Source organism: Nonomuraea helvata (assembly GCF_039535785.1).
In the GTDB taxonomy this organism is placed as follows: Bacteria; Actinomycetota; Actinomycetes; order Streptosporangiales; family Streptosporangiaceae; genus Nonomuraea; species Nonomuraea helvata.
In genome coordinates this window covers 2756547-2770147 of sequence record NZ_BAAAXV010000001.1, presented here as the reverse complement: position 1 = coordinate 2770147, position 13601 = coordinate 2756547, and the positions used below count along the sequence as shown (strand labels likewise).

At 69.5% G+C, this 13601-nt stretch carries 13 protein-coding genes; 10 read left to right on the top strand and 3 right to left on the bottom strand.

What is annotated here, in order from left to right; genetic code table 11:
- The first annotated feature begins 41 nt into the window (after window positions 1-41).
- The 4 genes from ABD830_RS12820 (at window position 42) to ABD830_RS12805 (ending at window position 4108) form a co-directional block, all read left to right on the top strand.
- Window positions 42-2702: a nitrate- and nitrite sensing domain-containing protein gene (locus tag ABD830_RS12820; protein WP_344986910.1), complete on the top strand. Its 2661-nt coding sequence runs from the start codon at window positions 42-44 to the stop codon at window positions 2700-2702.
- Complete coding sequence (locus ABD830_RS12815; protein WP_344986909.1) at window positions 2702-3121, top strand: roadblock/LC7 domain-containing protein; 420 nt, start codon at window positions 2702-2704, stop codon at window positions 3119-3121. Before ABD830_RS12820 ends, ABD830_RS12815 begins: the two co-directional genes overlap by 1 nt.
- Window positions 3122-3201: 80 nt before the next feature.
- Entirely contained in the window at window positions 3202-3564 is a 363-nt protein-coding gene (locus tag ABD830_RS12810) for a DUF742 domain-containing protein (RefSeq protein ID WP_344986908.1), read from the top strand.
- Entirely contained in the window at window positions 3545-4108 is a 564-nt protein-coding gene (locus ABD830_RS12805) for a GTP-binding protein (RefSeq protein WP_344986906.1), read from the top strand. Before ABD830_RS12810 ends, ABD830_RS12805 begins: the two co-directional genes overlap by 20 nt.
- Here ABD830_RS12805 and ABD830_RS12800 read toward each other — a convergent pair whose 3' ends face one another.
- Window positions 4109-5068: an SIS domain-containing protein gene (locus ABD830_RS12800; protein ID WP_344986905.1), complete on the bottom strand. Its 960-nt coding sequence runs from the start codon at window positions 5066-5068 to the stop codon at window positions 4109-4111. It abuts the gene before it with no gap.
- On the bottom strand, window positions 5065-6087 hold the full coding sequence (locus ABD830_RS12795; RefSeq protein ID WP_344986904.1) for a hypothetical protein: 1023 nt from the start codon (window positions 6085-6087) through the stop codon (window positions 5065-5067). The genes ABD830_RS12800 and ABD830_RS12795 overlap by 4 nt, the downstream gene beginning before the upstream one ends.
- 252 nt (window positions 6088-6339) lie before the next feature.
- Between ABD830_RS12795 and ABD830_RS12790 the strand changes: the two genes are divergently transcribed.
- The 4 genes from ABD830_RS12790 to ABD830_RS12775 are packed head-to-tail and all read left to right on the top strand — an operon-like array spanning window position 6340 to window position 10132.
- A complete protein-coding gene (locus tag ABD830_RS12790) occupies window positions 6340-7464 on the top strand; it encodes a polyamine ABC transporter substrate-binding protein (RefSeq protein ID WP_344986903.1) in 1125 nt (374 codons plus the stop codon).
- Window positions 7465-7469: 5 nt separating this feature from the next.
- Window positions 7470-8324 carry an ABC transporter permease gene (locus tag ABD830_RS12785; protein WP_344986902.1) on the top strand — a complete coding sequence of 285 codons (855 nt, stop codon included), beginning with the start codon at window positions 7470-7472 and terminating at the stop codon, window positions 8322-8324.
- Window positions 8317-9096: an ABC transporter permease gene (locus ABD830_RS12780; protein ID WP_344986900.1), complete on the top strand. Its 780-nt coding sequence runs from the start codon at window positions 8317-8319 to the stop codon at window positions 9094-9096. The genes ABD830_RS12785 and ABD830_RS12780 overlap by 8 nt, the downstream gene beginning before the upstream one ends.
- Window positions 9083-10132, top strand: a complete 1050-nt coding sequence (locus tag ABD830_RS12775) for an ABC transporter ATP-binding protein (protein ID WP_344986897.1) — start codon at window positions 9083-9085, stop codon at window positions 10130-10132. The genes ABD830_RS12780 and ABD830_RS12775 overlap by 14 nt, the downstream gene beginning before the upstream one ends.
- Before the next feature lie 2 nt (window positions 10133-10134).
- On the opposite strand, the gene ABD830_RS12770 is transcribed toward ABD830_RS12775, so the two are convergent.
- On the bottom strand, window positions 10135-10740 hold the full coding sequence (locus ABD830_RS12770; RefSeq protein WP_344986895.1) for a TetR/AcrR family transcriptional regulator: 606 nt from the start codon (window positions 10738-10740) through the stop codon (window positions 10135-10137).
- A 148-nt stretch (window positions 10741-10888) separates the two neighbouring features.
- Here ABD830_RS12770 and ABD830_RS12765 point away from each other — a divergent pair, with 148 nt between their 5' ends.
- Both ABD830_RS12765 and ABD830_RS12760 read left to right on the top strand, forming a co-directional pair.
- Entirely contained in the window at window positions 10889-12142 is a 1254-nt protein-coding gene (locus ABD830_RS12765; RefSeq protein ID WP_344986893.1) for a glycosyltransferase, read from the top strand.
- A 1-nt stretch (window position 12143) separates the two neighbouring features.
- Window positions 12144-13541 carry an aminobutyraldehyde dehydrogenase gene (locus ABD830_RS12760; protein WP_344986892.1) on the top strand — a complete coding sequence of 466 codons (1398 nt, stop codon included), beginning with the start codon at window positions 12144-12146 and terminating at the stop codon, window positions 13539-13541.
- Window positions 13542-13601: the final 60 nt, after the last annotated feature.

Here is a 13601-nt window from a genome sequence, read left to right as displayed (position 1 = left end):
CATCCCCCTCAAATACGCCGATTTCGGGCGAGGTGCGTTCTGTGAGTACAGAGCTGGGCGAGAGGCAGGCCGGCAGGGGCAACTGGCGGCTGAGCAACTGGCGCGTACGCGCACGTCTCGTCGCCCTCATCCTGATCCCGACGGCCGCCGCCGTGCTGCTCGGCGGCATCCAGGTACTCGCGAGCACGTCCGCCGCCGGCGACTACGCACGCACCAACCAGTTCGCCCAGCTCTCCGTCCAACTGGGCAGCCTCACCCACGAGGTGGCCGCCGAGCGGGCCAGGACCGCCTGGTACATCGCCCGCAACCGCCCGGCGGACGGTCTGTCCGCGGTGCGCGCCCAGATGGACGAGGTGGACAGGACCGCCGCTCAGGTACGCGGCACCGTCCGGCAACTGCTGAACGACGCGACCGGCCGCTCCGCCGACCAGCTCGAGAACCTGCTCAGCCGGCTGGACGACCTGACCGCCCTGCGCAAGCAGGCACTCGACGCCACCCTGCTGCCCGGCCCGGCCGTGGAGCTCTACACGACCGTGATCGGCGACCTGCTCGCCGTCCACAACGAGCTGGTCAAAGAGAGCGTGGACGACGAGCTGTTCCGCCGGACCCGCATGCTCGACGCTCTGGCCAGGGCGAAGGAGAGTGTCTCGTACCAGCAGGCGCTCGTCACCGTCGCGCTGGTCGAGGGGGCGTTCGACGAGGACCCGCTCGAGCGCTTCCTCGGCGAGCAGTCCAAGGAGCTCAACGAGCGCAAGGCCTACGCCGTCGAGGCCACCGCGGACGAGCGGCGCTTCTTCGACGAGACCGTCAACGGCAGGTCCGCCGACCGCATGCTGTTCCTGCGCGAGCTCGTGCTGATCAGGGCCACGAAGGGGCTGCCCCTGCGCGGCCTCGACCTGAGCAGGCGCGACGACGCCAAGGAGTGGTTCGACGCGACGGGCGTGGTCGTCGACTCCATGCGCAAGGTCGAGGAGCGCCAGGCCCAGGGCATCGTGGCCCGCAGCGAGGCGCTCAGCGCCGACGAGCGGCGGCAGGCGTTCGTCGTCGCCGGCGCCGTGCTGGCGCTGCTCGTGGCCGTCCTGCTGGTCACCACCGGGGTCGCCAGGTCGCTCGTACGCCCCCTGCGCCGCCTGCGGAGCGAGGCGCTGCAGATCGCCGGCAAGCGGCTGCCCGACTTCGTCCAGCACCTCCGCGAGTCGCGCGACAGCGCGGTCCAGGCCGAGGTGCCGCCCATCGGGATCTTCTCCAGGGACGAGGTGGGCGAGGTCGCCCGCGCGTTCGACGAGGTGCACCGCGAGGCGGTACGCCTGGCCGGCGACGAGGCCAAGCTGCGCGCGAACGTCAACGCCATGTTCGTCAACCTGTCGCGGCGCAGCCAGACGCTGGTCGAGCGGCAACTGACGCTGATCGAGAGGCTGGAGCGCGGCGAGCGCGACGACGCCAGGCTCGGCGACCTGTTCAAGCTCGACCACCTGGCCACGCGCATGCGCCGCAACAGCGAGAACCTCCTGGTCCTCGCCGGCCAGGAGGCGGCACGCAAGTGGAGCGAGCCGGTAGAGCTGATGGACATCGTGCGCGCCGCGCTCGGCGAGGTCGAGAGCTACGACCGGGTCAGCATCCAGGTCCAGTCGGACGTGGCCATCGCCGGTCAGGCCGTCACCGACGCGGTGCACCTGCTCGCGGAGCTGATCGAGAACGCCGTCTCGTTCTCCCCGCAGGAAACCAAGGTCGTCATCTCCAGCAGCCGCATCGACGGCGGCTCGCTGATGCTGTCGGTCACCGACCACGGGATCGGCATGACTCCCGAGGAGCTGTCGGAGGCCAACTGGCGGCTGGCGAACCCGCCCGTCGTGGACGTGTCGGTGTCGCGGCGCATGGGCCTGTTCGTGGTCGGCCGCCTGGCCCTGCGGCACAGCATCAGGGTCCAGCTGCGCAGGCAGGACATCGGCGGGCTGACCGCCATGGTGCTCGTCCCGCCGGCGCTGCTCACGGCGGTGCCGGGTCCGGCGGCCGCCCCGCAGCGCGTCCAGGTGCCCGCCCAGGCGACGCGGGCACCCTCCCCGCCGGCCCCTGAGCCGTTCACCGGCCCGTTCACCGGCCCGTTCACTGGGCCGGTGAACGGCCGGCCGTCCTCTGGGCACCCGTCCTCTGGGCACCCGTCCTCTGGGCACCCGTCCTTCTCCACCTTGCCGCCCGCCGGGCTGCTCCCCGGGCATCCGTCGCTGGACAGCGTGGCCCCGGCGCCCGAGCCCTCGTCCTGGTTCAGCTCGGCCCCGGCCCACTCGGTCGAGTCGCAGCCGCCGGACCTGCCGGGCCGGCTCGCCACGCCGCACGACGCGTACCCCTCGTTCGCCACTCCCAGCCCGGCCAAGGACGACTTCCTGCCGATCTACGCCGCCATCGAGGAGACCGGCTGGTTCACCAAGTCGGCGCCGACCGCGGACCACCGCGACCCGGCCTGGGCCTCGCCCGCCGACCAGGGCTGGCAGGCCGCCGGCGCGGCCGCCGAGCCCGAGCAGGGCGGCACCACCAGCTCCGGCTTGCCGAAGCGGACCCCGAGAGCGAACCTGGTACCGGGTACGGCGAATCCGAAACCCCCGCCCGCCCCTGCTCCTCCGGCGTCGCCTGATCGGCTGCGTAACAGGTTGGCCAGTTACCAGCAGGGCGTGCGCAAGGGCCGCGCCGAGCTCGAGGAGGATTGATGAAGGAGTTGAGCCAGGGGGCCAGGGACATCAACTGGCTGGTCAGCCGCTTCGTCGACGAGGTTCCCGGCGTGGCGCACGCCGTGGTCGTGTCGGCCGACGGGCTGCCCATGGCCTACTCCAGGGGCTTCCCCAAAGACCGCGCCGACCAGCTCGCCGCCGTCGCGGCCGGGCTCGTCAGCCTCACGCAGGGGTCGGCGCGCGTGTTCGAGGGCGGAGGCGTCACCCAGACCCTCGTCGAGATGGAACGCGGCCTGCTGCTGGTGATGTCGATCAGTGACGGATCCTGCCTGGCGGTGCTGGCCGCGCCCGACTGCGACATGGGGCTGGTGGCGTACCAGATGACGATCCTGGTCGAGCGCGCGGGGCAGGTGCTCACACCGGCCGTACGGGCTGAACTGTCGGCGGCGCGGCCCTGAATGGATCCGCAGCGGAGCGAGGACATCCATTCAGGGACCTCCTCGCGGAGCGAGGCAGACAGATAGGAACGGGGACATCCATGTGGCAGAACGATGAGCCGGAGCAGGAGCGCAGCTCGCTCGTCCGGATGTACGCCGTCACCGGCGGCAGGACCGCTCCGCGCACGAAGCTCGCCATGGAGGCCCTGGTATCGTCGGCCACCTCCGCACAACTCGGTCCGACGTACACCCGTGAATACCGCGCGATCAGCGAGCTGTGCCGCCAGGTGCGGTCCGTGGCGGAGATCTCGGCGCTGCTGAGTGTGCCGCTCGGGGTGGCGCGGGTGCTCGTGGCCGACATGGAGGCGGACGGGCTGGTCAGGGTTTATCAGCCGCAGCTGGATGCGGGCCTCCCCGACAGGGGCCTGCTCGAAAGGGTATTGAGTGGACTTCGCAGGCTCTAGCGGGCTCACCTCCACGAAAATCGTCGTTGCGGGCGGCTTCGGCGTCGGGAAGACCACGTTCGTGGGCTCCGTGTCCGAGATCATGCCGCTGACCACGGAGGCGGTGATGACGGACGCGGCCGCGGAGATCGACGATCTCGCGCACACGCCGGGGAAGACCACCACCACCGTGGCCATGGACTTCGGGCGGCTCTCTCTGGAGCGCGACCTGATCCTCTACCTGTTCGGCACGCCGGGGCAGCACCGGTTCTGGTTCATGTGGGACGACATCGTGCGGGGCGCCATCGGGGCCGTCGTGCTGGTCGACTCGCGGCGGCTGGCCGACAGCTTCCCCGCCGTGGACTACTTCGAGGAGTCCGGCATCCCGTTCGTCGTCGGGCTGAACGGGTGGGACGGGGAGTTCCCGCACGTCGAGAGCGAGGTGCGGGAGGCGCTCACCCTGTCGCCGCACGTGCCGATCGCGCGCACCGACGCCCGGGAGCGGCAGGCGGTCAAGAGCACCCTCATCACGCTCGTCGAGCACGCCCTGAGCGTCCGGTCCTAGCTAGCTCGCCGACCACCAGGAGGCGGCCACCAGCTCGGCCACCAGAGTCTCGGTGAGCAGGGCGACGTCCGGCTCGGAGTCGTGGACGTACCTGACGGCGGCCGTGGCGCCCTTCACCTCCGCGCCCACGGCGACCACCGTGGAGCCGCGCTCGCGAACCCACTCCATGGCCTGCCCGTCGTAGCGGGAGCCGGGGAAGAGAACGGCGCGGTAGTCGAGGGTCTTGGTGAGGTAGACGTCCACGTGGGACCAGTCGCCGCTCTCGCAGGCGTCGGCGGGGCGGCGCGGACCCTCGCGGAACATCAGCGCCGACTGCTCGGCCGACGACAGGCGCTCGGCGGGGGCGATGGTGTAGACGCCGTGCCCGCCGTCCAGCAGCTCCATCGTCGGGGGGAGCCACTCGTCCCTGCGGTCAAGCAGGTCCTCGGTGGCCTCGGCGGCCCGCTCCAGCAGTCCCGGCACGTCGCGGCCGGCCCCGGTGAGGTGCGCCTCCAAGGCCAGGAGCAGGGCCTGGGTGTGCTGGAACGTACGGCAGGCCACGCCGCCGCGCTCCTCGCCCGCCCGCATGCCGACCACCAGGTCGGCCACCTGGGCGAGAGGCGAATCGGGGGAGTTGGTGAGCGCGGCGAGGAAGGACGCGCCGCCCGCGTACCGTTCCATGGCGTCCAGGGTCTCCCTGCTGGTGCCGGTGGCCGAGATCGGGACGACCAGGGTGCCCGCGGCGGCCGGGTAGGTGGCGGCGGCCGAGGCGTAGTCGGCGTACGCGTCGATGCCCGCGGCGCGCAGGCGCAGGGCGGCCACCCCGGCGGCGTACCTGGAGCTGCCCATGCCCAGGAAGAGCACCCGGGTGAGGCCCTGGGGGAGCGCGGCGAAGGGGTTCTCCTCCTTCAGGGCAGCGGCCAGGCTCCTGAGCGCTCCCGGCTTGGCCTCCAGATCGGACAGGTAGAGCTCGGAATTCACGTGATGTTCTCCTCTTGGTACCAGGTACGCAGAACGCCCATGGGGGCGTAACTCCAGCGGGGCAGGTGGCGGGCGGCGTAGATCAGCTCGCGGCACTCCTGCTCCACCTCGAACGGGCGGATCAGCCTTTCGTCCAGGAGGTCCGGCCTGTTCCGCTCGGCCAGGCGCCGTCCGTAGGCGGCGAGCAGCCCGGCACGGGCCTTCGCCGCCCACGCCGCCGCATGAGCGGGCTCGGTGCCTCGTCGCTTGATCGCCACCTGGGCCACGTGCTCGAGACTCGTGGTGAGCTGGGCCACGTCCCGGGCGGCGGGCTGGCACGGCGCCGCGTCGGTGACGGTGGGGTTGCCGTCGAAGTCGATCACCGCGTAGCCGTCCCGCCACCGCAGGATCTGGCCCACGTGGAGGTCGCCGTGGATCCGGATGCGGGGGCTCGTGATGTCGTCCTGGAGGGGCGCGAGCTCCTGCCTCATGCGTCCCGCCCTGGTGGCCAGCCACGCGCCGTCCTCGCCGCCGGTGAGCTCCAGCGCCTCGGCGAGCGCCGCCTCCGCCCTGGACGCCGCGGAGGTGTGCGCCGCACCGGCGGAAGGGAGTGTGGCGAGGGCGAGGTGGAGGTCGGCGGCCAGGCGGCCGATCTCGGCGGCGAAGTCCGCGTTGCCCGCGGCGGCCTCGTCCACGCACCACTCCCAGCCGTCGCGGGCCTCCGGCAGATAGCCGGTGACCAGGGCGAGGAGCTCCTCGTGGGTGTCCGTTGCAAGGATGAGTGCGGCGTAGGGCGGGGCGGTGTCCGTGAAGCCCGCATCGACGAGGTGGGCGAAGATCTCCGGAGTGGGATGCGGGAGCGGGACCGGTGGGGTGAGCCACTTGACGACGACCTGCTCGTCCACCACCACGGAGTAGTTGGTCTGGTCGACGTGGGGGCCGAAGTCGCGCTCAGCTGGAGCCCCAGTGTGGAGATCTCCAACCCCGTACGAGAGGGTTGGCAACGGCAGGAACCGGCGGACCGCGAACGGCGCCGGCACCTCACCCTCCAGCAGCAGGAGAAGGGCCGCCGTGAGGCCGCGGTCTCGGGCGGTGAGTGGAGACTCACCGAGAGGGATCAGCCGGGCGGCTATTGAAGCCCAATTCAACTCATTTACCAAACTTCCAGGTAGCAATGTGGGCAAAAGTCTTGCTCATGTTGATTTACCCTGCAACACTCCTGCTTTGGTCTGCTGTGTCCGGTAAGGTCGCGCGACCCCTCGTACAGCACAAATTCAGAAGGAGTAGCGGCCGTGTCCCGTACCCGGTTCACCCGTCGTCTCCCGGCCGCCGTGGCGGTGGCCGGCCTCACGCTTGCCGTCGCGGCGTGCGGCGGTGAGTCGTCGACCAGCTCAGAAGGCACGACCGCGGCGGCGGCCGACCAGCTCAAGCCGAACGCGGACCTGTCGCAGCAGACCCTCCAGATCACAGTATGGGACGGCTACACGCCCGCGGAGCTGCCCCAGAAGGTCAAGGAGAAGCTCCACGTCAAGGACATGAAGGTCACCCTGCACGACACCAACGAGATCGCGATGACCAAGCTCACCGCCCCCGGTGACAGCGGCATCGACGTGGCGTTCGTGTCGGGCCAGTACGCCCAGGCGCTCAACGCGGCCGGCCTGCTGGAGCCGATCCACCCCGAGCTGATCCCCAACCTGGCCAACCTCTACCCGGAGGCCACCCAGCTCTCCTACGACAAGGGCAACAAGTACTCGGTGCCCTACACCTGGGGCACGACCGGCATCTGCTACCGCAGCGACCTGGTGAAGTCCGAGCCGAAGAGCTGGAACGATCTGCTCAAGCCCCCGTCCTGGGCCGACAAGAAGGTCACCATGATGACCACCGAGCGCTGGCTGGCCCTGCCCGCGCTCAAGGCGCTCGGCTACTCGCTCAACACCGACAAGGACGACGAGATCGCGAAGGTCAAGGACGCCCTCGTCGCGCAGAAGCCTCACCTGCTCACCTACGATGACACCACGTTCGGCGAGAAGCTGAAGTCCGGCGAGGCCGTCATGGTCGAGGCGTGGGACGGCTGGTGCCCGACCACGGACCCGAAGGGCAACATCAAGTTCGTGGTGCCGAAGGAGGGCAGCGACCTCTGGGTGGACACCATGGTGATCATGAAGTCCTCCAAGAACAAGGAGGCCGCGCACGCCCTGATCAACTACATCCTCGACCCCGAGATCCACAGCTGGGCCGCCGAGAACATCAACTACAAGGTCCCGAACAAGGCCGCCATGGAGCGGGTGACGATCCCCAAGGGCTCGCTGCTGGGCATCAAGCCCGCCGAGCTGCTCAACGGTGAGTCGATCATCGACCTGGGCCAGGCGTCGACCAAGTACACACGCCTGTCGACCGAAGTCACGGCACAGCAGTAATTGCGGTGAAGTCTGAGGTCAAGGCCCGGCCGGTGTCCCGTTGGCGGGGACGCCGGCTGGGCGCGTTCGTTTTCCTGTCACCCGGTGTCACCTACCTGATCGTGCTGCTGCTGGTGCCGCTGGCGCTGGTGCTGAGCAACACGGTGTTCCAGCGGGGCCGCTTCGGCGGCGTCGTCTACGAGTTCACCACCGAGAACTTCGAGCGCCTGGTCGACCCGCTCTACCTGGGCGTGGTGGTCGTCTCGCTTAAGCTCGCGGCGCTGACGACGCTCGTCGCGCTGCTGATCGGCTACCCGACGGCGTACGTGATCGCGCAGCTCCCGCGGAAGTGGAAGACGGTGGCGCTGGTCGCGATCGTGCTCCCGTTCTGGACGAACTTCATCATCCGCGTGTACGCGTGGATCATCCTGCTCAGCGGCCCCGGCCTGGTGAACTCGCTGCTGGGCACGCACATGGAGCTGCTGTACAAGCAGGGCACGATCGTCGCCGGGCTGCTCTACTCGTACCTGCCGTTGATGGTGCTGCCGCTGTACTCCGCGATCGAGCGGCTCGACCCGCAGCTCAGGGAGGCCTCGGCCAATCTGGGAGCCTCGGGGTTCACGACCTTCAGGAAGGTCACGCTGCCGTTGACGGTGCCCGGCGTGCTGACCGGATGCCTGTTCGTCTTCGTGCCGAGCTTCGGCAACTTCGTCATCCCGGAGATCCTCGGGGGCAGCAAGTCGATCATGGTGGGCAACCTGATCCGCGACCAGTTCCTGAAGGCGCGCGACTGGCCCTTCGGCGCGACGCTCGCGCTGGCGCTCATCGCGGTGCTGATCGTGCTGCTCCTCGCGCAGGCATGGGCGGCCCGCCGTGCGTAGGTCCAAGCTCTTGTTCGTCCCGTTCTGGGCCACGTACGTCTTCCTCTACCTGCCGATCGTCGTGCTGGTCGTCATGTCGTTCAACTCCGGCAGGTCGGCGTACACGTACGAGGGCTTCAGCCTCAAGTGGTACGGCGAGCTGGCCCACGACGACCGGGTCAGGGACGGCCTGGTCAACACGCTGATCGTGGCCGCGGGCTCCACGGTGATCGCCACCGTCCTGGGCACGCTGCTGGCCGTCGGGCTGGCCAGGCACAGCAGGTCGAAGCTGCTGGACGCCATCGCGCTCATGCCGGCCGTGCTGCCCGACCTGGTGATCGCGATCGGCCTGCTGCTGTTCTACGGCCTGATCGCGCTCACGCTCGGCCTGTACTCGACGGTGCTCGCGCACGGCCTGTTCTCGATGTCGTTCGTGGCCGCGGTGGTGCGCACGAGGCTCGCCAACGCCGACACCTCGCTGGAGGAGGCCTCGCGCGACCTCGGCGCCGGACCGGTGGAGACGTTCATCAGGATCACGCTGCCGCAGCTCGCGCCGGGCATCGTCGCGGGCGCGCTGCTGGCGTTCACGCTGTCGCTGGACGAGTTCGTGATCGCGTACTTCACGATCGGCAACACTGAGCAGACGCTGCCGATCGTCATCTACTCAATGATCCGTTTCGGGGTCACCCCCAAGATCAACGCGCTGGCCGCGATCCTGCTCCTCGTGAGCTTCACGGCGGTGATCGCCGGGCAGCGTATGACGAAGATCGGTGAAGCTCGTGCTCAAGATTGATGGCATCACCCGCAGGTTCGGTGAGGTCACCGCGCTCGACAACGTGTCTCTGGAGATCGGCCAGGGCGAGTTCTTCGCCCTGCTCGGCCCGTCCGGCTGCGGCAAGACCACACTGCTGCGCATCATCGCCGGGTTCGAGACGCCCGACGCGGGCACGGTGACGCTCGACGGCGACGACCTGCTGTCCAAGCAGCCGAACCGGCGGCCGATCAGCCTCATGTTCCAGTCGTACGCGCTGTTCCCCCACATGAGCGTGGCCAAGAACGTGGCCTACGGCCTCGAGCGCGAGCGGCTGCCCCGCCAGGAGGTCAAGCAGCGCGTCGGCGAGGTGCTGGAGACCGTCGGGCTGTCGGCGCACGCCGACCGCAAGCCCGCCCAGCTCTCCGGCGGGCAGCGGCAGCGGGTCGCGCTGGCCCGTTCCATCGTCAAGCGGCCCCGTCTGCTGCTGCTCGACGAGCCGCTGTCGGCCCTGGACAAGAAGGTCCGCGCCGACATGCAGCTGGAGCTGAAGCGGCTGCAGCACGAGGTCGGCATCACGTTCGTGGTCGTCACGCACGACCAGGAGGAGGCCATGTCGCTGGCCGACCGCATCGCGGTCTTCGACAGCGGCAGCGTGCGCCAGGTGGACCGGCCGGTCGCGCTCTACGAGCGGCCCCGCACGCCGTTCGTGGCCGACTTCGTGGGGGCCAACAACCTCTTCCACGGCACGGCCGGCGGGCTCGACGGGATCAAGACCGACGACTTCGGCATGCTGGCCGGCACTCCGCTGGAGGAGCTGGAGGCGGGCGCCAAGGCGCTGCTGGCGGTCCGGCCGGAGAAGATGGAGCTGGCCGACGAGAGCGCCGCCCGCGGCCTGAAGGGCAGCGTCCTGGACGTCAGCTTCTACGGCGGTGTGTCGCACATCTCCGTGGACGTGCCGGGCCGCGCCAAGCCGGTGCTCGTCGCCGTGCAGGGGGCGAGCTCGGTGGAAGTGGGCGCCAAGGTCAAGGTGCGCTGGAAGGCCGAGGACGCGGTCATCATGGCGGTCGATGCATGATGTCAGCGGGTCAGGTCGTTGCCCGTCGCCGTGCGCGCGTACGACAGGATCAGCTCGGCCGCCTCGTCCGGGCCGATGACCGGGTGTCTGGCCGTGATGCGGTAGCCGTACGCGTCCTCCAGGGCCACCAGGTTGCGCGCGATCGTCAGCGAGTCGGTGCTCAGCTTGAACACCCCGAGGGCGGCCCCCGTGTCCAGGATCGCCTGGTACATCGACACCTGGCGGTCGTAGAGCGAGGTGAGCAGCACGCCGTAGACCCGGTTGCGGCCCGCGGCCCCGCCCAGCTCGTTGAGCAGGCGCACGTCGGGGTCGAGCGGCCCGGTCGGCAGCCCCGACCTGACCGTGACGACCAGCTTCTCGGCCGGGTCGGTGAGCGCGGCGAGCTGCCGCGCGCGCTGCTCGTAGAAGCGCTCCATGCCCGCGTGCTGCGCCTCGACCAGCAGCTCGCTGAGGTCGGGGTAGTGGTAGAGCACCGCGCCGGAGGTGAGCCCGGCCTCCTCGGCGACGTGCGAGAGCTGCACACCGTCGATGCCGTGGCGGATGATGGCCCTGCGCGCGGCCTCGATCAAGTCGATGCGCCGGTCGTCGCGGCTCTTACGCTGGGCCACCCGCACCACCCTCACTCGTTCGCCCGCCGTTCAGTTAGCCGTGACCATAGTGCCCGTAACTTGACCTCAACGCTAGATGAGTTCTTGAATTCCTCTTCAAATTGATGAGTTTCCCCGGAGTCGCGAGATGTCTCTCACCATTCTGTTCATGCCTGAAAGCGCGTACGGTCCGACCAACAATTGCATCGGCATCGGCGACATTCTCCGCCGCCGCGGCCACCGCGTCGTCTTCGCGGCCGAGGCGTCGTGGAAGGGCAAGCTCGAGGCGCTCGGCTTCGAGGAGGACCTGGTGGACCTCGCCCCGCCGCCCGAGAACGCCGAGGAGCAGGACCCCGGTCAGTTCTGGAAGGACTTCATCCGCGAGACCGCGCCCGAGTACCGCAAGAGCACGCTGGAGCAGCTCGACACCGTCACCAAGCCCATCTGGGCCGAGCTGATCGACGGCGTGAAGTACTGCGAGCCGCAGCTCAAGGCCATCATCGAGCGGGTGAACCCCGACGTGATCGTCGAGGACAACGTGATCATGTTCCCGGCGCTGCTCACCGCGGGCAAGAAGTTCGTCCGCATCGTCTCCTGCAACCCGCTCGAGGTGCGCGGCGAGAACATCGCGCCGGTCTTCTCCGGCCTGGCCGCCGACGACCGCTCCGAGTGGGAGGCGTTCCGCGCCGAGTACGACCGCACCCACCGCGAGCTCTGGAGCGCCTTCAACGAGTGGTGCGTCGAGCAGGGCACCGCGCCGCTGCCCGACCTCGACTTCATCCACGAGGGCGACCTGAACCTCTACGTCTACCCGGAGGTCCTCGACTACACCGACGCCCGCCCGCTCGGCCCGTCCTGGCACCGGCTCGACTCCTCCGTGCGTGAGACCGACGACGACTTCGCTCTGCCCTTCCAGCGCAACGACAAGGGGTCCCTGGTCTACTTCTCGCTCGGCTCGCTCGGCTCGTCCGACGTGGAGCTGATGCAGCGGGTGATCGACGTCCTGGCCACCACGCCGCACCAGTACATCGTCTCCAAGGGCCCGCTGCACGAGGAGATCAAGCTGGCCGACAACATGTGGGGCGCGGAGTTCCTCCCGCAGACTAAGATCATCCCACTGTGTGACCTGGTCATCACCCACGGCGGCAACAACACGACCACGGAGGCGGTGCACTTCGGCAAGCCGATGATCCTGCTGCCGCTCTTCTGGGACCAGTACGACAACGCTCAGCGGGTCGACGAACTCGGCTATGGTGTCAGGCTCTCCACCTACACCTTCACGGACGAGGACCTGAAGGGGGCGGTCGAGCGGCTGCTCGGGGACACCGAGCTGCGTGCCCGGCTCGCCGCCGCGGGCGAGGAGATCCGCCGTCGCGACGGCCTGCGCAAGGCCGCCGACCTGATCGAGCAACTTGGCGAGTGACATGCGTGAACTGATCAACCCTGCCACCGGCCTGCCGTGCGCCGAAGTTCCGGACACGCCGGTGGAGGGGGTCGCGGCGGCCGTACGGACGGCTCGCGCGGCCTTCGAGGAGTGGTCGCAGGCCACCCCGGCCGACCGCGCCCGGCTGCTGCTGCGGGTCGCCGACCTGGTGGAGGCCGACGCCGAGGAGCTGACAAGGCTCGAGGTGGAGGAGACGGGCAAGCCGGCGGCGGTGTTCAGGGACGGCGAGCTGCCGTTCGCTGTCGACAACCTGCGCTTCTTCGCCGGGGCCGCCCGTTCGCTCGAGGGCTCCGGCGCCGGGGTGTTCAGCGCGGGCTACACCTCGGTCCTGCTGCGCCGCCCCGTCGGGTTGGTGGGATCGATCGCGCCGTGGAACTTCCCGTTCGTCATGGCCGTCTGGAAGGTCGGCCCGGCGGTGGCCGCCGGCAACGCAGTGGTGATCAAGCCGGCGCCGCAGACGCCGCGCACGACGCTGCGGCTGGCCGAGCTGTTCGCCAAGGCGGGCGCGCCCGACGGGCTCGTGCAGGCGGTCACCGGGGACGCGGAGGTCGGCCAGGCGCTTGTCACCGACCCGGGCGTGGACATGGTCAGCGTCACCGGCTCCACGGAGACCGGCCGGGCGGTGATGACCGGGGCCGCGACCACGCTCAAGCGGGTGCACCTCGAGCTCGGCGGCAAGGCGCCCGCGCTGGTCTTCGGGGACGCCGACCTGGCGGAGATGGCCCGCGGCGTGGTCCTGGGGGCGACGTACAACAGCGGGCAGGACTGCACGGCCGCCACCCGCGTGTACATCGCCCGCGAGATCTACGCGGACGCGGTGGAGGCCCTACGGGCAACTCTTGCCGAAATAACCGTCGGTGACCCCTGGGACCCGGCCACGGACATCGGCCCGCTGATCTCCGCCGCCCACCGGCAGCGGGTGCACGGGTTCGTCTCCAGGGCCGGTGGGCGGGTGCTGCACGGCGGCGCCCCGATCGGGGGCTCCGGATTTTTCTACCCGCCCACGCTGGTCGCCGACGTCGCTCAGGACAGCGAGATCGTGCAAGGAGAACTTTTCGGACCGGTGCTCGTGGCGCTACCGTTCGACGGCGAGGACGAAGCGGTCAAATTCGCCAACGACACCCGGTACGGTTTGGCGTCGTCGGTGTGGTCGCGCGACGTCGCCAGGGCCATGCGCGTGTCGCACCGGCTCGATGTGGGCGTGACCTGGGTGAACGACCATCTGCCCATTGCCAGCGAGGCGCCGCACGGCGGGGTGAAGGGCAGTGGGTTCGGCAAGGACATGAGCCAGGAAGCAGTGCAGGAGTACTCGGTGACGCGGCACCTGATGGTGAAGCACGCGGCTCCGGCAGAGCGGGATTCGTTCCGGCCCGCCTGAAGCGTGTACGGCGTTATGTTGCCCAAAGTGACGCTTTGGGCACGTGTGATGGGATATGTT